A 22,048-nucleotide genomic window follows, 5' to 3' on the forward strand; every position below is an offset into this window, starting at 1 on the left:
TCCCTGTCACATCGCCGAACCGACGTCCGGGCGGAACCACTCCCCGAAAGGAACCGGGCATGACCACTCGCACCCTTCTCACCTGCGGAATCGTCGCCGCGCCGCTGTGGGCGGCCGGCTCGCTGGCGCAGGCCGCCACCCGCGAGGGCTACTCGCTGCTGCGTGAGCCGTTGAGCATGCTCGCCACCGGCCCGCTCGGCTGGATCCAGATCGTCAACTTCATCGTCTCGGGCGTGCTGTCCATCCTCGGCGCGATCGGGCTGCGCCGGGTGCTGGGAGCCAGTTGGGCTCCGCGGTTGGTCCTGATCAACGGCGCGGGCATGATCGCGGCCGGGATCTTCACGATGGACAGCCAGCCCTACGCCCACATGGCGGCGGGCACGATCACCTTCGGCTGCCTCGTCGCGGCCTGCTACCTGCTCGGCAAGCGATTCGGCTGGCGGTCGTTGGCAGCGGGCAGCGCGCTGCTCGTTGGCGATCTGTGGGCGATGAGCGGGGCGCCGGCGGGCTCGCTGACGCTGGCCGTGGGAGCGATTGCGGCCATGATGTGGATCTCTGTCGTGAGCAGCAGGTACCGTCAAGATCTCTCCGTGGTGGCCTGAGAGGACGGATGCGCATGGTCGAGATCATCGGAGCTGGTTTCGGCCGAACCGGCACGGCCTCGCTCAAACGGGCGCTGGAGCTGCTCGGGTACGACCCGTGCCACCACATGAGCGAGGTCCTCAAACAGCCCAGGACCACAGTGGAGTGGACGACGGCGCTCAACGGCGACCCCAGCGTGCTGCCCGGACTGCTCAGCGGCTACCGGGCCACGCTGGACTTCCCCGCCTGCCTGCTGTGGCGGGAGCTGATGGAGCTCTACCCCACCGCCAAGGTGCTGCTCAGCGTGCGCGATCCCCAGTCGTGGTACGAAAGCGCCCGCGCGACCATCCTCAACCCGATCCGCGGCGAGAACATCGACGAGCGGCTCGCCGCGCTGCTGATGCCGTTCTCCGAGGCGATGGCGAGCCGCGGCTTCCGCCGTGACCTCGGCGAAGCCGAGACCATCGCGGTGTTCAACCGGCACAACGAGGCTGTCCGCGCGGGCGTCGAGCCGTCCCGCCTGCTGGTCTACGAGGCGGGCACGGGCTGGGAGCCGCTGTGCGCGTTCCTCGGCGCCGACGTGCCGGACGTGCCGTTCCCGCACTCGAACGACTCCGCCTCGTTCCGGGAGAACGTCGGCAAAGTGCTCAGCGGCAACGCGGAGGACCTCGCCAACGAGCCTGCCAATTAGCCTGCGGCATGATCGCGCACGCCCGTAGTGTGGTGCGGTGAGCGACGGTTCTCCCTTTCTCGAAACCTCTCCCAGCGCACGGCTGGCCGCGTTCAGCGCGCTGGTCGAGTCCGGCCCGGTCCACCAGGTCACCTTGTTCACCGGTGTTCCGGTGTGGCTGGTCACCGGGCACGCCGAAACCCGGCAGCTGCTGACCCACCCGAACGTCGTCAAGTCGCTCACCGAGGTGCCGCACCGGGAGCACACCCCCGAAGACCTCGTCAAGGCGACGAACACGCACATGCTGGCGGCCAACCCGCCGGACCACACGCGGCTGCGCAAGCTGGTGTCCGCGGTGTTCACCCGTCGCCGGATCGACGAACTCGAGCCGCGGATCAAGCAGCTCAGCGCGGCGCTGCTCGACGAGGTGGCCGCGCAGGGCGGCGGTCCGGTGGACCTGCTCAGCGCATACGGTTATCCCCTGCCGATCACGGTGATCTGCGAACTGGTCGGTGTCCCGTCGATCCAGCGTGACGAGTTCCGTGACTTGTCGCAGACGGTGATGACCGGGCCGACGCAGACCGTCGAGGTCTACCTCGCGGCGGTGACCAAGCTGGTCGAGCTGATCCGCCACATGATCGAGGTGAAGCGGGCGACCCCGGGAGACGACCTGCTGTCCGGTCTGATCGCGGTCCGCGACGACGGCGACAAGCTGACCGACGACGAGCTCACCTCGATGATCTACCTGCTGCTGATCGCGGGCCACGAGACGACCGTCAACCTGATCGTCAACGGCGTGTACACGCTGCTGAAGCACCCCGAGCAGCTCGCGGCTCTCCGCAAGGACCCGTCACTGGTCACGTCGGCCGTCGAGGAGCTGCTGCGTTACGACGGCCCGGTCATGGTCTCCATCCCCGCGGTCACGAACGGGCCCGTCGAGATCGGTGACGTGACCATCCCGCCGGGCGCGGTCGTGATGTCGGCTCTGGCGTCGGCCAACCGCGATCCGCGCCGGTTCGCCGCACCGGACACAATGGACATCACCCGGTCCGACAACTCGCACGTGACGTTCGGGCACGGGATCCACCACTGCCTAGGCGCGCCGCTGGCCCGGCTGGAAGCCAGGATCGCGTTCAGCGACCTGCTCGGCCGGTTCCCGCGGTTGCGGCTGGCCGACCCCGACGCGGAGCCTGCCCGTTACCCGGGCCTGCTGCTCAACGGGATGGCGCGCCTCGACGTCCTCCTCGAGTGATCACCTCGTCGGCTTCCTCGTCGAGGAACCCGCCGGACTGGTGCTGCCACAACCGGGCGTAGGCGCCGTCCAGGGCCAGCAGCTCGGTGTGGCTGCCCTGCTCGACGATCTGGCCGCGGTCGAGCACGATCAGCTGATCCATCCGGGCGACCGTGCTCAGCCGGTGCGCGACCACCAGTGCCGTGCGGCCTTCCATCACCTGCCAGAGCGCTTGCTGGACAAGGATTTCGCTCTCCGAGTCCAGCGCGCTCGTCGCCTCGTCGAGCAGCAGGATCGGCGCGTCACGCAGGACCGCCCTGGCCAGCGCGACGCGCTGCCGCTGCCCGCCGGACAGTTTCACGCCGCGTTCGCCGACGAGCGTGTCGAACCCGTCCGGCAGGGTGGCCGCGAACTCGGTGACGTGTGCGATCCTCGCCGCGTTCAGCACGTCCTCGTCGGACGCGCCGGGGCGGGCGAAGGCGATGTTCTCCTTGAGCGTCCGGTGGAACATCGCCGGTTCCTGTGGCACGTAGGCGATCAGGCCGCGCAGGTCGGCCTGTTTCAAGGTGCTGATGTCCTGGCCGCCGACGCTGATCCGGCCGCCGTCGATGTCCATCAGGCGCAGCAGCAGTTTCGTGAGCGTGCTCTTGCCGCCACCGGACCGGCCGACGAGTCCGATCCTGGTGCCCGCCGGCACCACCAGGTTCAGCCCGGTGAACAGCTCCGACGCGCCCGCGTGTGCGAAGACCACGTTGTCGAACCGGACGTCGGCACCAGCCGGCGTGAGTTTCTCCGGGGTGTCCGGGTCGAGCACGGTCGGCGGGTCGAGCAGGAGCTCGGTGAACTGCGCGGCCTCGGTCAGCGAGCTCTCCATCCTGCGGTAGATCTGGTTGAACTCGAACATGATCCGCGTGGCGTTGGCGAAGTACGCGAAGGTCACCACGAGCGCCTCGATGCCCAGGTTGCCGAGCTTGACCGCGAAGTACAGGCCGAGGACGTTGGTCAGCACCGAGAGCGGCGCGGCGACGACGTCGATCTTGAGGTTCGCGTAGTCCCACGACCGGATCGCCAGCCGCCGGTGCTCACGCACCCTGACCTGGTGCTCGGCCGCCTCACGGTCCTCGGCGGCGAAGGCGCGGACCGTCTCCATGTTCGTCAGGCTGTCGGCGATGTGCCCGGAAACCCGCGCGATGGCGGCCTCCCGCTTGTCCACCAAGGCCTGCCGCCGCCGCACCAGCGGCGCGACGACCAGGCCGGTCAGCGTGATCATGCCGACCAGGACCAGAACGAGCACGGGGTGGTAGTTCCACAGCACGACCGAGGCGAAGCCGAGCGGGATGAGGTTGGCCACGACGCTGAACGCCAGCGTGTCGGCGATGTCGGTGAACCGCCACGCGAAGCTGTGCACCCGTTTGGTCAGCGACCCGGCGAAGTTGTCGTGGAAGAAGGCAGCGTCCTTGGCCAGCAGCGCCTTCATCCCGATGACGCTGAGGTTCTCGCCACCGAGCCCGTCCACCCGGTTCAGGCAGTGGATCCCGATCCGCCACACCACCTCCGCGACGATGAGCAGGCCAGCGAAGGCCACGACGTACGGCAGGACGTCCGTTCCGCCGCCCGCCAGGTGCCCGGCCAGCTGCGCCACCATCAGCGGCGCGATGTAGTAGATGCAGGTGTTGCCGAGTGCCGGAAGCAGCATCGCGGGAACCGAGAACCGCTTCAATCGGCGAAATTCCGTTCGGTAGTACCGTATTGCCAGGAAAACCGCTTGCCGGCGCGCTGTCATCCTTCCCCTTCCAACAGCGGGCCCTCCATGCTGCCGGGTGGGAAGCGATCCGGCGAGCGATTATCCGTGTGGCGGCGGCGAGCACCTGGTCGGTGCGCCCGCTGGAACTCCGCAGGCTGACGTTCACAATGGACCAAGCCGGGCGTGGGGTGTGGTCCAGTCCAAGGGCGTCGGCCAGTCTTCCGTGGTGCCGGAATTGTCGCACTTGAGCACCAGTCCGACTGGGCCGGTTTCAGTGCGGTCACGTTGGCGCCGACCTTCGACCGGCCGGAGGTTCGCTTTCTGGACCGACCAGTCCATGGGGGGCAGCATCGACTTCATGCCACGTCCACGTCAGTTTGATGAGCAGCGCGTGCTGTCAGCTGTGCAAGCGGCGTTCTGGGACAAAGGCTACGCGGGCACCTCGCTCGAAGATCTCCTCGCGGCCAGCGGACTGGGCAAAGGGAGTCTGTACGGGGCGTTCGGGGACAAGAAGAGCTTGTTCTTGCTTGTGCTGCGCAAGTACGACCAGGCCAATGATCACATGCTGCGGACGTGGCTCGAGCAAGCCGATCGCGGTATCGACGTGATCCGGAACTTCGTGACCGGGCCCGTGCGTGATCCCAGTCGCGAACAGGCCCGCCGGGGTTGCCTTCTCGCCAACACGGCCATGGAACTCTCGCGAGCGCCGCCGACGTGGCCGCGGAAGCGCGCCGCAGCTACGCCTCGACCACTGCCGCGCTGACCGACGCCGTACGGCGAGCGCAGCGCGAGGGCGACGTCGCACCGCATCTCGACCCGGACGTCACTGCTCGTGCGGTGCTGTCCGCTGATCATGCTCGGTCGAATCGGTCAGGACCCGGCCGCGTTGCCGGCCACGGCCAAAGCTCTGCTCGACGGCCTGCTGCCTGCGCCCTGACACCCTCGGCACGGTGGCGTGCGGCACACCCTTTCGCGAGTTATCGACTGCGCTGAAAGGCAAGGTCGCGGTCGTGACCGGGGCGAACGCGGGTATCGGGCTGGCGATCAACGTCGAGGGCTCGCTGTTCACCGTGCAGAAGGCGTTGCCGCTGCTGTCGCCAGGGGCGTCGATCATCCTCACCGGGTCGACGGCGATCTCGCGCCCCCAGTCGTACCTGCCGGTGTACGGCGCGACCAAGGCCGCGATCCGCAACCTGGTTCGCGGGTTCGCCCATGACGCGGGGGCGCGTCAGTACCGGATCAACGTGCTCTCGCCCGGCGGTACCCGCACGCAGGGCCTGCAAGAGCTGATCTCGCCCGAAGAGCTCACCGCCGCCGGGGCGTCGGTTCCGCTCGGCCGACTGGCTGAACCCGAGGAGATCGCCGCGGCAGCCGTCTTCCTCGCCTCGGACGCGTCCAGCTACGTCAACGGGGCCGAACTCGCGGTGGACGGCGGCTTCGCCCAGATCTGACGCAGGCCGGCACACGGCGGAAGTCGTGGGGGAACCGGGTTGTGCGCAGGCGTGGGTGCTCAGCCGGCTCGTCGCAACGCCGTTCGATCATGTTCAGGACTGTGCCGCCGGAGCTGACGCGGACAGGACTCTTGCCGCCAGAGCGACGTCGGCGGCGGAGTCGGACATCGTTCCCAGGGCGCGCCCGCTGTAGCAGCAGCCAGGATGACGATGCGCCGCCGCGCCGGGCTGTCGATGATCACGGCCCGGATCCAGTCGTACAACGTGGCTGTCCGGAAGGCAGCTCAGCGTCGCCCACATGGCCGACTGGTCCGGAGAAGACGGCCTGTGTTCACAGGAATTGGTGAACGCAGGCCGCCGAAGAACGGATCTCCGTCAGCCGCCGGTGACGGTGAAGCTCGAACCGGGCTCCACCACAACGTTGCCGTTGGCGGAGTTCGTGACCGTCACGTTGGTCAGTGCCGCGCTGCCGCGTGCGCTGCCCTGTGCGAGGATTCCGGCTCCGTTGCTGGACTTGTCGATGCGGACGTTGCTGATGGCCACGTTCGGCATGGTGCCGCCGCCGCCTTTGAACTGGATGCCGTCGTAGGTCGAGTCCACGATCTCCGTGTCGCGGATCGTCACGCCGGTGATGTCCCTGTTCTGGGCGAACAGGGTGATCGCGCCGAACTTCTGGGCTTCGCCCCAGAAGGCTCCGCCTGTGCGGTACAGGCCGTTGTTGGCCAGCAGTGTCTGGCCGCTGAAGGGCAGCGGGTCGTGGTCGGTGGCCAGCATGATGCCCGGGTAGTTCATCGTGTCGTAGATCAGGTTGTTCTCGACCTTGTTGTTGTAACCGCCGTAGATCGCGGCACCGTTGGCGCGCCACGGCAACTGGATCGTGTTGTTCACGAAGCTGTTGTCGTGCGCGATGTCCACGGCCGGGTCCTTGACGTACCTGTTGGCCCAGACCGCCAGCGAGTCGTCACCTGTCGTGCGGAACGACGAGTTGAAGACCTTCGAGTTGCGGGCTCCGTTGGTGAAGTTGATGCCGTCGGCGTAGGTGTCGCGGACCCGCATGCCGCTGAAATCCAGCCCGTCGGCCGGTCCCCACAGTTCTGGGATGTTGTCGAAGTCCCTGCCGACCCAGACACCCACGTTGGCGTGTTCGATCCAGACGTTGCTGATCTTCGTGCCGGTGCCGAAGCGGCCGTTGAGGCCGACGCCGCCCTCGGCTCCCCCGCCGCCCCTGATCCGGCCGGAGCCGAAGATCGCGATGTCCGAGATCTGCACGTTCTTGTCGATGTCGAAGCCGAAGTTGCCTTCGTGCGGGTGGTTGATGCCGCCCGCGTTCTGCGGCTCGGTCAGCGTGTAGAGCTGCGAGTGCCACATGCCCGCGCCCCTGATCGTCACGTTGCTGATGCCGACCTGGTTGTACTGGCCGCGGTTGAGCGGGTCGTCGGTCAGGATCTTCTGCTCCTGGCGCCACTGCCCGGCGGGGATCCACACGCAGCCGATCACGCCGTTCTGGTCGTCGGTGACCGCGCGCTGGATCGCCGCGGTGTCGTCGATCCCGTCTCCTGGGATCGCGCCGTAGGAGGTGATCGACGTGCACCCGGCGGGCTGGCTCGCCGGTGGCGCGACCTGTTCGAGGTCGATCAGGTCGATCACGTAGAACGCCGCCGTGTCACCCGAATCCCGCTGCAGCTTGAACTTCGTGCCCGGCGGGTACGAAGTGGACAGCAGCGCGCGCGACTCGTCGAACAGCCTGCGCGCGTCGGACTGCGGCGAGTTCGTCAGGCCCTCGGGGTCGTCGGTGGTGCCGTAGAGCCAGCTGTGCCTGGACGACAGCGACAGCTTCTGCGCGAAGGTCCCGTTGACGTACAAGCTGATCGTCGCGTCGATGCCGCCGCCGCCCGGTGCGTCCGGGATCGAGTTGCGGACCACGATCGAGTTCGCCGCGTTGGTCGAGGTGAACTCGGCGAACTGGCCGGTGTTGCCGAGCCGCACGGACTGGCGGCCGGACGACTCCGTGGCGAAGTTGGTGTGCCCGAACGTCCGCAGCGGGTCGGTCTGCAGCAAAGTGCCCTGGTAGTTCGCGGCCTCCGCCTCGTACTCGACGTACGGCAGCGCGGCGCCGCGGCCGACGACGATCGACTTGGCCAGCGAGTTGTTCGTCTCGTTGGCCTCGGCGACGGCGTCGGTCGCGTCGGCGGTCGCGGTGATCGTGGCGCCGCCGCTGATGGCGGTCCAACTGCCGGTGACGGGCACGGTGACCGTCGCACCCGCCGCGATCGACGCCGTGTTGGTGTTCAACGTGGTGCTGCCGACCGTGAGGCGCGTGACCGTTGTCGCGCCGGACGCAGTCGTGCCGCGGTTGTTGACCGTCACCGAGAACGTGACCGTCGCGCCGGCAGCCGGGTTGGGCGGGTTGGATGTGATGCCCGTGATCTGCAGGTCAGGGCCGGGTGCCTGGGCCACGACGAGCCGCGACGACGCCGTCAGGCTGTTGTTGTCATTGTTCTGTTCAATAATTGCGTTCACGGGGTCGACGACCGCCGTGACGGCGTAGCTGCCCATCGCACGCCTGCCGACATCGACCGCGACCGTGGCCGAAGCACCGGCTGCCAGACCGCCGACCGGGGCGCTGCCTGCGGCGACGCCACCGAGGTTGACGTTGACCGTGGTCGCGCCCGCCGCTGCCGGGCCGATGTTCTGCACGGTCGCGCGGGCCGTGATCGCGTCGGTCTCGCTCGGCGACGCGGGAGTCCACGCCAGAGCGGAGACGGTCAGGTCCGGGTTGGGCGCGGCCGTGCCCATCACCTGGAGTTCGGCGACCTGACCGCCCGGCGCGCCGGTGTTGGCCGTGAACCGCAGCCTCAAGTCCGCGACGCGGCCGGTCACCGGGATGGTCACCGAGTTGCCGGACGACGGGTTGAACGCGTACTGCCCCAGCGCTTTCAGCGAGGTGAAGGACGTCACCGACTGCTCGCGGCCGAGGATTTCCAGCGTCTGCGTGCGCGGGCCCCACACCGGGTCGGGGTTGAGCCTCAGCACCACCGAGCTGACCTCGGCGTTCGAGCCGAGCTTGACCGTCAGGTTCCCGTCGAACCCGGCGGATTCCCAGTACGTGCCGACGTTGTTGTCGTTGGCGTTGGCCGCGACGAAGTTGTGCACGTGCGAGTTGGCCTCGACTGGCTTGCCCGCCGCCAGGTCGCCCTCTCCCCCGCCGGGCGGCGGGTCGCCGTCGGTGCCGTAGATCTCCAGCTCCGACACCTGCGCCGCGGGCCAGCCGGTGTTCGCCGTGACGTGCACGCGTACGTATCGCACGGTCGTGGCGTCGAAGTCGATGGTCACGGCGTTGGCTGAGGACGGGGAGAACACCCGTCCGGCCGACGGTGACAAGGCGGTGAAGGCCGAGCCGTCGGTGCTGCCCTGCACGCTGAGAGTCTGCGTGCGCGCGCCCCACGACCCGGGGAGTCCCAGCACCACCTGGTTGACGCTCGCACCGGCACCGAGGTCGACCTGGACCCATTGCGGGAGCACGTTGTTGGCGCTTTCCCAGTAGGTCTGGGCGTTTCCGTCGTTGACGTTGGCGGCAGCGAACCCGCCCTGGGTCCCGCTGGCCGTTGCCGTCCTGCCGAGCGACAGGTTGGGGCCCGCAGCCGCTGCCGGGGTGGCGGCGATTCCCGCGGCGAGCAACCCGGCCGCGAGGATGCCGGTGAGCAGGCGCAAGCGGCGTTGCTTACGTTCCATGGTTGTCCTCTGTTCGGTTGTTTCGGGCAGGGCGAATCGGCGGGCGTCGAGGACACACCCGCCACAACGTTGCATCTTTGCGTGATGTTAGTCTGAATTTTGCAGGGTCGAAGTCACAGTTTTCAGACCCGCCGGGGTTAAGTCAACGGTTCAGATGTGCCCGCGCAGCCGCGACCAGGCGAGGACGACGTGCACGCGATCGCGGACGCCGAGTTTGCCGAGGATGTTGGAGACGTGCACCTTCACCGTGTAGCGGCTGATGGTGAGCCGCTCGGCGATGTCGTCGTTGGCCAGACCCGCGCCGAGCAGCGCGCACACCTCGCGTTCGCGCGGGGACAGGCCACGGATCGCGCGCAGCAGCGCTTCGTCCTCGCCGGTCGGCATGGCCGGGCGGAACGCGGTGATCATCCGTGCCGTGGCTTCCGGGGCGAGAACGGCCTGGCCCGCGGCGACGATCCGGATGCCGTCGCGCAGCCGTTCGCTCGGCGCGTCCTTGAGCAGGAACCCGCTGGCCCCGGCCCGCAACGCCGCGTAGACGTAGCTGTCGAGGTCGTACGTGGTGAGGATGAGTACCTTGGTGCGACCGGCGATGCGCCTGGTCGCTTCGATCCCGTCGAGGACGGGCATCCGGATGTCCATCAGGACCACGTCCGGCGCGTGCAGGTCGACCGCGGCCACGGCCTGCTGCCCGTCGGCCGCGAGACCGGCGACCGACAGGTCCGGCGCGGCTTCGATGATCTTGGACAGGGCTTCCCTGAGCAGCTGTTCGTCATCGCAGACGACTACGCGGAGCACGCCACGCTCCTCGACGGCAGCACCGCGCGGACCTCGAACCCGTCCGGGCGCGGGGTCACCTGGAGCATCCCGCCGACGAGCAGGACGCGTTCACGCATGCCGACCAGGCCGAGGCCCGACCCCGGATTACCCGCTGTCACCGGCCTTTCGTTCACGACGGACACCGTCAGCTGGTCGGCGGCGAACGCCAGTGACACGACGGTCGCCACCGGTCCGGCGTGTTTGACCACGTTCGTCAACGCCTCCTGGACCACGCGGTAGGCGGCGTGTTCGATGCTGGCGTCGAGCCTGCCGGGATCTCCGTGCCGGACCACGGTGACGTCCAGCGGCGTCGCCGAGACCAGCGCGTCGATCTGGGCGAGGCCGGGCGGCACGACCAGCGGGTCGTGGCCGCCGTCGGCGGAACTCGCGCGCAGCACCCCGAGCAGCCGCCGCAGTTCCGCCAACGAGTCGCGGCCGGTCCGCGCGACCCGGTCGAGGGTCTCGCGGACGTCCGTGCCGGTCTCCGCAGCCGCGGTCGCGTCGAGCACCATCGCGGTCACCGAGTGGTTCAGGATGTCGTGCAGTTCCCGTGCCAGCAGGGCACGTTCCCGCCGCACGACCTCCGCGCGGTCGGCTTCGAGCTCGCGGATCCGGCCGCGTTGCCGGGCGCCGAGCCGTCCGCTCAGCCAGAACCCGACGAACATCACCGCGACCGAGGCGATGCCGACCACGGCGAACCCGGCGGGCGCACCGCCCGCGATGCTCACCACCATCCCGATCCCCAGCAGCGACAGGCCGACCACGAGCCCGATCCGCTGCTGCACGGGCTTTCCCCACGTGCCGAGGGCGAACGTGGCGGCGAGCACGCCGACGAAGATCTCCATGTCGAGGACGATCAACGCCGTCTCCAGCGCGATCACCACCAGCAGGACGGTCAGCGGGAACCTGCGGCACCACGCCAGCGCGGACATCTGCACCGTCGCCACCGCCAGCAGCACCAACGGGTACCGCTCCGCCGGTCCGTCCAATATGGACAGCCAGGCGGCCGTCACCGGCAGCAGCGCGAGCAGTCCCTCGCTCAGTCGCTCCAGGCGAGCACGGCCTGCTTGCGGGCCCGCGTCCACCTGCGGGCGAGCACCAGCAACGCCGCCGCCCACGGGATCATCCCGACCGTCCAGCTCAGCGCCATCGGCGGCCCGGGTGCTGGTCCCGCCGTGATCGGCAGCGTCGCCGTCGTCACGCCGGACGGTCCGTGCACGGTGAATTCGAAGCGCCACCGGCCCTCCTCGGGTAGTGCCACGACGTCCAGCCCCCACGCGTGCCGCGCCTGCGGGTGCCGCCGCAGTTTCATGTCGGGCTCACCGTCGAGGCCGACTATCCCCAGAGCCCTGGGTTGCCCGGATGGCGCGATGGCCCGGACGGTGCCGGTGCGTCCCTCGATTCCCCCGGACGGCTCGAACGTGAAGTCTAGCGACCGCCCGGCTCGGATGGGCCAGTCCGTGAAAGACGCGGTCAGTGTGCCGTCACCGAACGGCACTCGTTCGCTGTGCACGACCGTCAAGGGCGTCACCTGCGCCGACGCGGCCGGAGCCGTCACGATCAGCACGGCCGCGACCGCTACCGCTACCGCGAGCCTCATACCACCACCGCCTCACGAGAACCGAGCCGGCGCATCAGCGCGGCGCACTGCCACCCGAACCGGCCGCCGAGCGCGCCCATGGCGGTGATGGCCGGGATGTTGAGCAACGGGCCGGCATCCGGCTCGAGGAAACTCATGTACAGCGCCGCCATCAGCCCGACTCCGGCACCCACCACGGTCATCGCGGTGATCGGGGCGAGGTCGCGGCGGCGGAGCAACTCGATGGCCGCCGCCACGATCGCGGCGACGATCGGGAACACCGCCGGCATCGCGAGGGCGACAACGGGAAGCCCCAACGCGTAGTCCCTGATCGGCTGTCCGATTCCGTCCGCGTACAGCTCGGTGGCCAGCAGCGGGAAGAAGTACGTCGCCGCCTGGACCGCGATGAACACCAGGCCGACCGCGAGCACCCACCGGGCGGTGCGGGTGGTTCCCGCGATCGCGCTCAGCGTCCAGGCCGCGATGGCGCCACCGGCCAGCACCGTGAGATCGATCCCGAGGAGCGTGCCGTCCAGCAGGATCGACGCGGCCGCGACGTTCAACGCGCCCGCCGCCGCGAGCCCCCACCTGCCGGACGTCGTCGTCCGCAGCGCGGCGAAAGCCATGATCACCGCGATGGCCTGGACCTGCATGGCGATCGACAGGCTGAGGTGCGACGGCGTGTCCTCCAGGATGTCGAAGCCGTAGACCGTGTGCCACCACAGGTCGGTCGCGCCGTACAGCAGGTGCCCGGCCGCGCCGAGCCCGCCGACCAGGAACGGCAACGGCGTCCGCAGACCGAATACCCGCAGCGCCGGGCCCATGTCCCGCTGACTCTTGAGCACGACCGCCAGGCTGGTCAGGCCGATCAGCGAGGTCCCGAAGTAGAACATCAGGTGCGGCGCGGTGAAGAACGTGTCCGGGCCGACATCGACGTGCCATTGCCCGTCCCACGCCACACCGAGCCACAACGAGCTGAACCCGGCCAGCAGCAACCAGGCACCGACCACTTGTCGTCTGGGTACCATTTCGCGTCAACCCCTTATCTCACAGTGATTTCGAACGTGACAACCTGACCGTCCGCCCGGACCCCGAGCTCCCACGGGCCGGACATGGAGAACAGCTCGCCTTCGGCACGGAACAGGCCCGGTTTTTCCTTCACGGCAGTGATCTCCCCGGTCAGGTGGCCCATCTGCGGCATCGTGGCGAACAACGACACAGCCGTCACCTGTGCCGGTGTTTGCACCCGTGCCACAACCGTTCCCGTCACCGCCTTGTCCAGCCGGACGGTGATCCCCGAGCGGCTGACGTCGACCGCTGACGCGCCCGGCAGCATCGTCGACAACAGCGCGCCGATCGCGACGACGCCGACGGCGATGACCAGCAGAATCGGGCGTTTCATCCGACGACCTCGACGACGTGCGGGACCGTCACGACGCGGAAGTCCCTGACGTACTGCACCCATGCGAAATAACGCCCGGGTCTGGGGAAACTGGTGGCGAAGCGGAGCCTCGGGCCGTGCCCGGCGACTGTTCCGTCCGATGTGGACGACATGGATCGCTCGTGCGCGTGCCCGAGGAAGCCGCCGTCGTGGTCACGCGTGATCAGGTGACCGGGCATGCCCAGCCAGGACTGCAGCCCGGTGGAGCCGGTGTCGACCTCGATCGTGACCGGACGGGCCGCCGGGAACGTCAACGACCTGCTCTGCGCCGACACTGGTCGCGGCGGACCGGTGACCTCGAACGTCCCGGACACCAGCTGGCCACCCGCGGCTACGCGTTCGATGTCGAGGTACGCCAGATACTTCCCCGGCCGGTCGGCAGTCACCCGTGCCTCCACCCGCCCAGCTTTGGTCCTCAGTGGATGGAGATGGCGGAAGAACTGCCCGTCCTGGCTGGTGATCACGAGGTGCGCGATGGCGTCGTGGTGGACCGCCAGGTCGTCCACGGGCAGCCCCGTCGAACCGTCGACCAGGTCGAAGCCGACCGTGAACGGCTCCCCCAGGACCGGCCCCGACGGCGATGTGGTCAGCAACGCCTGCGCGTTGGGGCGTCCCGGTTCGGGTGTTGCCTGGCTGAGCTGGGGCGACACCACAGCGACTGTCGCCGCGATGGTCATCGCGATGACACCGACGCCGCCGAGGGTCATGGCGGTTGCCCGCCGGGACATGGCGCCCGCGACGATCGCGGCGGCGAGCAGCAGACCGGTCGCGCCGAAGCCGCCGTACACCGCCAACTCCCAGGTCGCGAGGCTGGGCACCGCAACACGAAAAGGCACGACGGAGAACTCGTCGGAGGTCTTGATGACCAACTCGTGCTGCCCCTGGTCACGGACGTGCAGCACAGCCGGGTACGTGCCGGGACGGTCACGTTGAAGCAGGACCGCCGCTGTGCTGTCGCCGACCGCGAGGTCGATCGAGAGATCACGAACCGGCTGGTACGCGACGAGATCGACGTACAACGGACCAGGCACTTCGGGCGTGCGCCGGATGACAACCGTCAGCTCGGCACCGTTGACCGTCTGCGCCACATGGAGATCCGCGCCCGCACTCACCACATGTGCCGACGCGGGTGCCGCGACAACGATCAGTGCGACCGAAACACCGAGTACCAAACGGAAGAACACGTCCTTGAGACTAGGAACGCGTCACGCTCGGCACATACGGCTCGGGTAGCGACTTCGCTAGTGCCCGGGAACTAGTGCTCCAGCCGGATTTCGTGATCGACTGGCGGCCTCGGACGCCAAGAGGGCCAGACCGTCCGCGGTCGCCGTGCCAGCGGGCGCGGTGTGGACGTTCAGCAGCAGGCCGGGGTCGGCAGGCAGATCCATCGACTCGACGTCCAGGTCGAGCCGGCCCATGACCGGGTGGCGCACGCGCTTGCGCCCGGACCGGTGGAGCCGAACGTCCTGAGATGCCCACCGCTGCCGAAACAGTTCACTGCGGGTCGACAATTCACCGACCAGGGCGATCAGCTCCTCGTCGTGCGGATTGCGACCGGCTTCCATGCGTGGTTTCGCGGCCACCTCACCGGCGATTCGGTCGTAGTCGACGAAGAACGTTGCCGCCGCGGGATCCAGATACAAGAACCGCGCGGTGTTCGGCGGGTGTCGCGTGTCGGCCAGCACCGTGAATACAGCGCGCGGGCAAGGTGATTCACGGCCAGCACGTCATAACGGCCGTTGCAGATCCAAGCCGGCGCGTCGGTGATGGTGTCGAGCACCCCGTCGGAGGTGCCGGTGAGGCTGCCGCGCTCCATCCGCACGTAGTAGTCGACCGATACCCCTGCCAGCAGAACCGCCTCTTCGCGACGCAGACCTTTGACCCGGCGGTTGCCGCCGTAGGCGGGCAGTCCGGCCCGCTCGGGTGTGATCCGCGCGCGACGCGAGCTCAGGAACTCCTTGATCTCAGTGCGCAGGTCGATCGTGGCCACCCCTTCACCGTAGGCCCTGTCGGCGGGCGAAGGGAGGTTCTGCTGGTACCCCCACCCCGTCACACGCGGCATGCGCCCAGCGTCGTGACAGGAAAGGCCCGGGTCGCCCAGGTACCTGACGCGGTCGTGGCGATGCCGCCGTCGATCGGGATGATGGTGCCTGTGAGGTAGGAGCCGGCCCGGCTGGCGAGGAACACGGCGACACCTGCCATGTCGTCGTCGCGACCGAGCCGGCGCAGCGGGGCCTTCGCCGCGATCGTGTCGCCGATGGCATCCAGCGTGGATGCCATCATCTGCGACGGGAACGGTCCTGGGGCTACCGCGTTCACCGTGACGTGCTGTGGGCCCAGCTCCCTGGCAAGCACTCTGGTGAGTTGGTGGAGTGCCGCTTTGCTGCCGGCGTACGAGTAGTTGGGCGACTCGGCGACGTGGATGGCGGCGATACTGCCGATGTTGGTGACCCGCGCGGGATCATCGGCGGTGCCCGCCGCGCGCAGTGCCGGGAGCAGCGCCTGCACCAGCCAGAACGGCGACTTGAGGTCGAGGTCGATCACCGCGTCCCATGCCTCGACCGGGAACGTCTCCAGCGGCTCGCGCCACATCGCTGCGGCGTTGTTGACGAGGACGTCCAGGCGTTCCGAGTCGGCCTTGACGAGATCAGCGAGGCGCTGGCACTCGTCGTACCTGGACGGGTCGGCGGGGATTGCCCGAACGTCGCCGAATTCGGACAGCAGACGCTGTGCCTCCGCGCACATGTCGGCTTTGCGTGAACTGATGATGACGTGAGCGCCCACCTGCAGCAGGCCGCGCGCTATCATCATCCCAACACCCCTGGTGCCGCCAGTGACAAGGGCTTACTTCCCACTCAGATCGAAAAGATCCGTCTGAGCGGTGAACTGGTTGTCCGCCATTGGTCTTCGTTCCATCACTTCCGTGGCGAATCGCGAACTCAAGCACGAGGAACTCCACGTGGACGAAGTGCCGGCACACCGCTTCGCCGGGTCGATCCGCGCCGCCGGAGTACTAACCCTGGGACTTGGCCGGGGGCAGCAGCGAGCTCCAGGTGAGTTCGGACAGCTCGCCGCCTGTGACGTTCAGGTCGGCGCGAGCGTGTGCGTAGAACTCGTTACGCAGGCGCATGGCCTTCTTGTACGCCTCGACGAACTCCGACTCGTCCGGGTTGTCCTCTTGCAGGATGTGCTCTAGTCGCCAGACCTGCTCGTGCCACGTCCGCGCGGCCACGACTGTCTCCGAGGCGCCGAGCAGCAGAACTGTCTCCCACTTGAGGGCGCGTTCGGTTTCGGCGTCGGCGAGCTCGTCGAACCCGGTGTCGATGTCGATCGGCCTCCCGGTGTGCAGCAGGTTCTTCGTCTCGGCGATGCGGCGGCACAACCGGACCATCTGCTTCACCGCGTTGGCGTATTCGGTGTACGCCTGCAAGCGTTTGTCGTCCCACCGGGCCACTTGTGCGCGGCGCCAACGAGTGCGCTCGGTCAGCGTCGTCACGACGAACGTCGCCGCGGAGCCGAGCAGGACACCTGCGATGGTCAGGATCTGAGCCACGATCGGGTTCACGAAGGCAAGCCTGCCACGCGCAACCGGATGCGGGACAGTCACTTCCCGTGCAGAGCAGCGGCGGTCGCGGTGCCGGTGATGTCCCCGGCCGGGCCCTGGTACAGGATTTCCCCGCCGTGTTTGCCCGGCCCCGGCCCGAGGTCGATCAGCCAGTCGGCTTGCCTGATCACGTCGAGGTTGTGCTCGATGACGACCACGGTGTGGTCTCGTTCGACGAGGTTGTCCAGCACCCGCAGCAATGTGTCGATGTCGCTCAGGTGCAGCCCGGTCGTCGGTTCGTCGAGCACGTACAACGTCGGGTCGACGGCCTCACGCAGCTCTTTGGCGATCTTCACGCGTTGGCATTCGCCGCCGGACAGCGTGCTCAGCGGCTGGCCGAGCCGCAGGTAGCCGAGGCCGACCTCGTCGAGGTGCCGCAACGCCTTGCTGATCGCCGCGTCCGGCAGCCGGTCGATCGCCCCGGCGATGGTGAGGTCGTCGACGTCGGCGATGGACAGGCCGTCCACCTTGTGTTCCAGCACTTCGGGCTTGAACCGCCGTCCATGGCACGTCTGGCAGACCGTTTCCTGGCCGTCCATGAACGCCAGGTCGGTGTAGATGACGCCGAGCCCGTCGCAGTCGGGGCACGCGCCGTCGGAGTTGGCGCTGAACAGGCTGGCCGAAACGTTGTTGCGGCGCGCGAACAGCTTCCGGATGGGCGTTGCGATGCCGGTGTACGTGATCGGTGTCGAACGGCGGTTGGTGCTGACCGGTTTCTGGTCGATCACGACAGCGTTGTGCTGGGTGACGAGCTCGGCCGCGAGACTCGACTTCCCCGAGCCCGCGACGCCGGTGAGCACGGTCATCACGCCTGCCGGGATGTCCGCGGTGACGTCCTTGAGGTTGTTGCGGTTGGCGTTGGCCACCGTGATGGTCCCGCGCGACGGCCGCGGACTGTCCTTGATGGACCGATCTTGCGCCAGCGCGACCGCTGTCGGCGTGTCCGCCTTGCGCAGCTCGGCGAACGTGCCCTGGAACACGAGTTCGCCGCCCTGCTCGCCCGCGCGGGGCCCGATCTCGACGATCTGGTCGGCGATGGCCATCACCGCGGGGTCGTGCTCCACGACCAGAACGCTGTTTCCCTTGTCCCGCAGTTGGTTGAGCAGGGCCGTCATCGACGAGACGTCGTGCGGGTGCAGGCCGACGGTGGGCTCGTCGAACACGTACAGCATCTCGATCAGGCTGCTGCCCAGGTGCTTGACGGTTTTGATCCGCTGCGACTCGCCGCCGGACAAGGTCGTGGTGGCGCGGCCGAGGTGCAGGTAGCCGAGCCCGATCGTGACCATGGCGTCCAGCCGGTCCTTCAACGCGGCCACCACCGGCGCCACCTGGGCGTCGGTCACGTCCGTGACCAGGCCGGCCAGTTCGCTGATCTCCATCCTGGACATCTCGCCGATGGTGCGGTCGAGCACCGTGGCGGTCCGGCTGGCCTTGGTGAGCCGGTCGCCGTGACAGTCCGGGCACACCTCGGAACGGGTGAACCGCGCGATGACCTCCTTCTTGCGGTCGGACAGGTTGTCGGACGTGTGCAGGTAGATCCGTTCGAACCGTTCGACGATGCCCTCGTAGTCCTTCGGGGCCCGTTTGCCGAGGCGCGCCGCGTACTCACCGCCGTACAGCAGCGCGTCCCGCTCGGCCTGGGTCCAGTCACGCAAGGGCGTGTCGGCGTCGAACGTGCCGATGTCGGCGTACTGGGCGTACCAGTAGCCGCCGCTGCCCGCGCCGGGCAGCAGGATGGCACCGTCCTTCAACGACTTGCCGAGGTCGACGAACCTCTCGACGGCACTGGCCACGACCTCGCCGAGCCCCGAGCACGTCTCGCACATGCCCGCCGGGTCGTTGAACGAGAAGTGGTTCGACTCGCCGACGTGTGGCGTGCTCACGCGGGAGAACAGCAGCCGCAGGTAGGTCCAGGCGTCGGTGATCGTGCCGACCGTCGAACGGGCGTTGCCGCCGATCCGGCGCTGGTCGATCACCACGACCGGGGACAGCCCGCCGATCTCGCCGACGTCGGGGCGCGACCACTTCGGCAGCCGGTTGCGGGTGAACGGCGGGAAGGTCTCGTTGAGCTGGAACCCGGCCTCGGCGGCGATGGTGTCGAACACCAGCGACGACTTGCCCGACCCCGACAAGCCGACGAACACCACGACTCGGCCTCGCGGCACGTCGACGTCGACGGACTTCAGGTTGTGGGTGCGGGCACCTCGGATCCGGATCTCACGCTCAGCCATGCACTCGACCGTACGACAAGATGTGGCCAGAATCTGTCCGCGATTACCGGCACAATGGACGCATGGCCGACGTGATGCGACGAGTGCTCGCGTTGCTGGCGGCGTTGCAGACAGGCAAGGCCTTCAGCGGCGACGAACTGGCGACGCGCCTCGACGTCACACCGCGCACGCTGCGGCGTGACGTCGATCGGCTGCGCGGATACGGGTATCCCGTGGAAACCCAGCCGGGGCCAGGCGGCTACTACCGGCTGGCCGCCGGGCGCGCCATGCCCCCGCTGCTGCTGGACGACGACGAGGCCATCGCGACCCTGCTCGGCCTGGCCACGCTCGCGTCCACCGGGGACGCCAGCGAGGGCAGCGTGGATGACGCGGCGACTCGTGCGTACGGCAAGGTCGACCAGTTCCTGCCCAAACGCCTGCGACCGCGGGCTGTGGCGTTGCGGGCCAGCCTGGAGACGACCCCGATGCCCGCGCCGGGCACCAGCGCCGAGGCGATGAGCACGCTCGCCGAGGCGATCCACCACCGGCACGTGGTGACGTTCGACTACGCGGGCGCGACCGCGACCGCCAGCAGCCGCCGGGTGGAGCCGCATCGGCAGATCCACCTGCACCTGCGCTGGTACCTGCTGGCGTGGGATCTCGGCAAGGCCGACTGGCGTGTCTTCCGCACCGACCGCATCACCGGGCTCCAGCGGCTGGGGCAGGGTTTCGACCCGCGTCCGTTGCCTGCCGGCAGCGGTATCGACTACCTCCGCCAAGGCCTCGCCAAGGACAAGCAGCGGGTGGTCGTGACCGTCGACGCGTCCGTGACCGTGGTGGCGGACGCCTTCAAGTACCGGGATGGCGAGTTCACCGCCATCGCCGAGAACAGGACGCGGGTCGTCCTGGTCCTCGACACATGGCAGTGGCTGCTGCAAAGCCTGGCGTTCCTCGACGCCGGCTTCACCATCGACGAACCCGCCGAGTTCCGCGAGATGTGCCGCCGGTTCGGCACACGCCTCGTGGAGCAGTGACCGCTACAAACGGTCGAACCACGTGACGGTGGCGCCGTTGTCGAACGACAGGCGCTCGGTGACCGTGAACTGCGTCGGCTGGAACTCGCCGCTCACGGCGGAGACGCCGGAACCGGCCATCACGGGGTAGCTCTTGAACACCAACCGGTCGATCTCGGGTAGCAACGCACCTGCGAGCTTGCCGCCGCCGGCCAGCCAGACGTCCAGGCCGTCCTGCTGCTTGAGCTCACGCACCAGCGGCAACGGGTCACGCACGAGCGTCACCGCCGGGTCATCGATCTTCTCCAGCGACGTCGACACGATGTACTGCTTGACGTGCCCGTACGGGCTGGCGATACCGGCGTCCAGCGCGGGCCGGTACGTGCCGAGGCCCATGACCAGGGTGTCGAACGCCTGGTTGGGCGCGTCGTCGAAGCCGACGTGCCTGCGCACGTGGGTGGGCAGCGTCTCCGGGTAGTTCCGGCCCATCCAGCCCATGAACTCCTCGCTGACCGGGTAGAAGTCGATCTCCCCGTTCGGTCCGGCGATGTAGCCGTCCAGTGAGATGCCGACGTAGTAGACAAGCTTTCGCAACCTGGCTCCTTGAAGTACTCTGACTGAAGTGGTTAGACCATAGTACTTCATCTGAAGTGGTGTCAACGGAGGTTCGAGCATGCGGCAGAACCCGGAGCGGCGCACCGCGTTGCTGGACGCGGCCATCGAGGTCCTGGCCAGGGAAGGATCACGGGGCCTGACCCTGCGCGCGGTCGACAAGGAGGCGGACGTGCCGATCGGGACGTCCTCGAACTACTTCGCCAGCCGGGACACGCTGCTGACCCAGGCGGGGGCCCGGGTTTACGAGCGCCTGCTGCCGGATGAGGCCACCGTCGCGCAACAGATGTCGTCCGCGGTGGGTACCGAGGGCTTCGTGTACCTGATGCGGGAGGCGATGACGCGGATCTCCGGATTCCGGACCGGCTACCTCGCGCTGCTGGAGTTGCGGCTGGAGGCGACCCGGCGACCGGAGTTGCGCGAGGTGCTCACCAAACGGGTACGCGCGGACATGGACGAGAACGTCGAGCGGCACCTCGCTTCGGGCCTGCCCGGGGACGCCGTCTCGGTGCGGTTGCTTCAGCTGACGTTGAGCTGGCTGATCCTGGAGCAGCTCACGCTGCCCGACATCATGACCGACGAGGAACGCGACGAGCTCGTCACCGAAGCCGTCCTCCGGCTGTCCGCACCGAGCAAACGTGAATGATCTTCGCTCATCACGTTGTGCCGGGGATCTCGCGACCGTTACTGCGCTCTCGCTTGCCGGACAAAGGGATCACATGCGGTTCAAGGTGGCTGTCGGGGTCGGCGCCGCGCTCGCCCTCGCGCTGCCGGCCGTCCTGATCCTGTGGCCGGGCGAGGATCGGCGGCCCGCGGCGTCGTTGACAGTGCCGAGCTCGAACGGTTGCCCGGACGAGCCGAGACGGTCCGCCACATTCACCCCGGCCTTCATCCTCCCCGGCTCGCCCGCGCCTCCCCCAGCGACCACCACTGCCACCACCACTGCCGGCTCCGCGCCACCGGCCAACCCGGTCACCCCGCCCGCCGCACCACCCGTCGCCACGGCGTCGGGGCGGATCTCGTACTACGGCGCGAGGAACAACAACCCACCCGGCAGCCGGGAGATCGCGTACACCGACGTCCTGCACAAGCAAGCAGGCGGCAGCGGAACGTTCGAGGACCCGACCACCTTCGCCGCGGGCACCGACCGCTACCAGCCGGGCACCGGGATCTACGTCCCGGACCTGCGGCGTACCTCATCCTCGAGGACCTCTGCCCGGACTGCTCGGGCGCCGCGATCGTCCTCTGGACCGGGACAGCCAAGGCTTCCGGGAGCACCAACTGCCAGCGGTCACTGTCCCGCGCCACCACCCGTCAGTACGAGATCAGTCCCCCGCCGGACTGCCAGTCGTCGCCGGTGACC

The 22,048-nt window shown here is 68.4% G+C and carries 19 protein-coding genes and 2 pseudogenes; 8 read left to right on the forward strand and 13 right to left on the reverse strand.

Going from position 1 to position 22,048, the window contains the following annotated elements; genetic code table 11:
• The first annotated feature begins 59 nt into the window (after window positions 1–59).
• The 3 genes from AOZ06_RS31860 to AOZ06_RS31870 are packed head-to-tail and all read left to right on the forward strand — an operon-like array spanning window position 60 to window position 2,504.
• A complete protein-coding gene (locus AOZ06_RS31860; protein WP_054292773.1) occupies window positions 60–602 on the forward strand; it encodes a DUF998 domain-containing protein in 543 nt (180 codons plus the stop codon).
• 14 nt (window positions 603–616) lie between these two features.
• Window positions 617–1,273 carry a sulfotransferase family protein gene (locus AOZ06_RS31865; RefSeq protein ID WP_063810466.1) on the forward strand — a complete coding sequence of 219 codons (657 nt, stop codon included), beginning with the start codon at window positions 617–619 and terminating at the stop codon, window positions 1,271–1,273.
• 37 nt (window positions 1,274–1,310) lie between these two features.
• Window positions 1,311–2,504: a cytochrome P450 family protein gene (locus AOZ06_RS31870; RefSeq protein WP_054292775.1), complete on the forward strand. Its 1,194-nt coding sequence runs from the start codon at window positions 1,311–1,313 to the stop codon at window positions 2,502–2,504.
• Here AOZ06_RS31870 and AOZ06_RS31875 read toward each other — a convergent pair.
• Window positions 2,467–4,179 (reverse strand): ABC transporter ATP-binding protein, encoded by a 1,713-nt coding sequence (locus AOZ06_RS31875; protein ID WP_054292776.1) that lies wholly within the window; start codon window positions 4,177–4,179, stop codon window positions 2,467–2,469. The genes AOZ06_RS31870 and AOZ06_RS31875 overlap by 38 nt on opposite strands.
• 385 nt (window positions 4,180–4,564) lie before the next feature.
• On the opposite strand from AOZ06_RS31875, the gene AOZ06_RS31880 reads away from it, so the two are divergent.
• On the forward strand, window positions 4,565–4,990 hold the full coding sequence (locus AOZ06_RS31880) for a TetR/AcrR family transcriptional regulator (protein ID WP_225952954.1): 426 nt from the start codon (window positions 4,565–4,567) through the stop codon (window positions 4,988–4,990).
• Window positions 4,991–5,177: 187 nt separating this feature from the next.
• Window positions 5,178–5,678, forward strand: a complete 501-nt coding sequence (locus tag AOZ06_RS31885; RefSeq protein ID WP_269465375.1) for an SDR family NAD(P)-dependent oxidoreductase — start codon at window positions 5,178–5,180, stop codon at window positions 5,676–5,678.
• Window positions 5,679–6,053: 375 nt separating this feature from the next.
• Here AOZ06_RS31885 and AOZ06_RS31890 read toward each other — a convergent pair whose 3' ends face one another.
• The 11 genes and pseudogenes from AOZ06_RS31890 to AOZ06_RS31940 form a co-directional block, all read right to left on the reverse strand.
• A complete protein-coding gene (locus tag AOZ06_RS31890; RefSeq protein ID WP_054292777.1) occupies window positions 6,054–9,410 on the reverse strand; it encodes a CARDB domain-containing protein in 3,357 nt (1,118 codons plus the stop codon).
• Window positions 9,411–9,560: 150 nt separating this feature from the next.
• Window positions 9,561–10,205 carry a response regulator gene (locus AOZ06_RS31895; RefSeq protein ID WP_054292778.1) on the reverse strand — a complete coding sequence of 215 codons (645 nt, stop codon included), beginning with the start codon at window positions 10,203–10,205 and terminating at the stop codon, window positions 9,561–9,563.
• A complete protein-coding gene (locus AOZ06_RS31900) occupies window positions 10,193–11,311 on the reverse strand; it encodes a sensor histidine kinase (RefSeq protein WP_054292779.1) in 1,119 nt (372 codons plus the stop codon). The genes AOZ06_RS31895 and AOZ06_RS31900 overlap by 13 nt, the downstream gene beginning before the upstream one ends.
• Window positions 11,266–11,826 carry a hypothetical protein gene (locus AOZ06_RS31905; RefSeq protein WP_054292780.1) on the reverse strand — a complete coding sequence of 187 codons (561 nt, stop codon included), beginning with the start codon at window positions 11,824–11,826 and terminating at the stop codon, window positions 11,266–11,268. Before AOZ06_RS31905 ends, AOZ06_RS31900 begins: the two co-directional genes overlap by 46 nt.
• The gene (locus AOZ06_RS31910; protein ID WP_157233367.1) at window positions 11,823–12,833 is read right to left on the reverse strand and encodes a hypothetical protein; all 1,011 of its coding nucleotides are present in this window, start codon (window positions 12,831–12,833) and stop codon (window positions 11,823–11,825) included. The genes AOZ06_RS31905 and AOZ06_RS31910 overlap by 4 nt, the downstream gene beginning before the upstream one ends.
• Before the next feature lie 14 nt (window positions 12,834–12,847).
• Complete coding sequence (locus tag AOZ06_RS31915) at window positions 12,848–13,207, reverse strand: hypothetical protein (protein WP_054292782.1); 360 nt, start codon at window positions 13,205–13,207, stop codon at window positions 12,848–12,850.
• Entirely contained in the window at window positions 13,204–14,430 is a 1,227-nt protein-coding gene (locus tag AOZ06_RS31920; protein WP_054292783.1) for a hypothetical protein, read from the reverse strand. The genes AOZ06_RS31915 and AOZ06_RS31920 overlap by 4 nt, the downstream gene beginning before the upstream one ends.
• A 57-nt stretch (window positions 14,431–14,487) precedes the next feature.
• Window positions 14,488–15,308: pseudogene (locus AOZ06_RS31925) on the reverse strand (MmyB family transcriptional regulator).
• Window positions 15,296–16,147: pseudogene (locus AOZ06_RS31930) on the reverse strand (SDR family oxidoreductase). Before AOZ06_RS31930 ends, AOZ06_RS31925 begins: the two co-directional pseudogenes overlap by 13 nt.
• A 112-nt stretch (window positions 16,148–16,259) precedes the next feature.
• Window positions 16,260–16,811, reverse strand: a complete 552-nt coding sequence (locus tag AOZ06_RS31935; RefSeq protein ID WP_236951808.1) for a hypothetical protein — start codon at window positions 16,809–16,811, stop codon at window positions 16,260–16,262.
• Window positions 16,812–16,849: 38 nt separating this feature from the next.
• A complete protein-coding gene (locus tag AOZ06_RS31940) occupies window positions 16,850–19,081 on the reverse strand; it encodes an ATP-binding cassette domain-containing protein (protein WP_054292785.1) in 2,232 nt (743 codons plus the stop codon).
• Between the two features lie 62 nt (window positions 19,082–19,143).
• Between AOZ06_RS31940 and AOZ06_RS31945 the strand changes: the two genes are divergently transcribed.
• Complete coding sequence (locus tag AOZ06_RS31945) at window positions 19,144–20,094, forward strand: helix-turn-helix transcriptional regulator (RefSeq protein ID WP_054292786.1); 951 nt, start codon at window positions 19,144–19,146, stop codon at window positions 20,092–20,094.
• A 3-nt stretch (window positions 20,095–20,097) separates the two neighbouring features.
• On the opposite strand, the gene AOZ06_RS31950 is transcribed toward AOZ06_RS31945, so the two are convergent.
• On the reverse strand, window positions 20,098–20,667 hold the full coding sequence (locus AOZ06_RS31950) for a dihydrofolate reductase family protein (protein WP_054292787.1): 570 nt from the start codon (window positions 20,665–20,667) through the stop codon (window positions 20,098–20,100).
• Between the two features lie 79 nt (window positions 20,668–20,746).
• On the opposite strand from AOZ06_RS31950, the gene AOZ06_RS31955 reads away from it, so the two are divergent.
• Both AOZ06_RS31955 and AOZ06_RS56970 read left to right on the forward strand, forming a co-directional pair.
• Window positions 20,747–21,331, forward strand: coding sequence for a TetR/AcrR family transcriptional regulator (locus AOZ06_RS31955; protein WP_054292788.1), 585 nt, complete (start codon window positions 20,747–20,749; stop codon window positions 21,329–21,331).
• A gap of 73 nt (window positions 21,332–21,404) precedes the next feature.
• Window positions 21,405–22,046: a hypothetical protein gene (locus AOZ06_RS56970; protein WP_157233368.1), complete on the forward strand. Its 642-nt coding sequence runs from the start codon at window positions 21,405–21,407 to the stop codon at window positions 22,044–22,046.
• The last annotated feature ends 2 nt before the right edge of the window (window positions 22,047–22,048 follow it).

The sequence above is a fragment of the Kibdelosporangium phytohabitans genome, from assembly GCF_001302585.1.
Taxonomy (GTDB): Bacteria; Actinomycetota; Actinomycetes; order Mycobacteriales; family Pseudonocardiaceae; genus Kibdelosporangium; species Kibdelosporangium phytohabitans.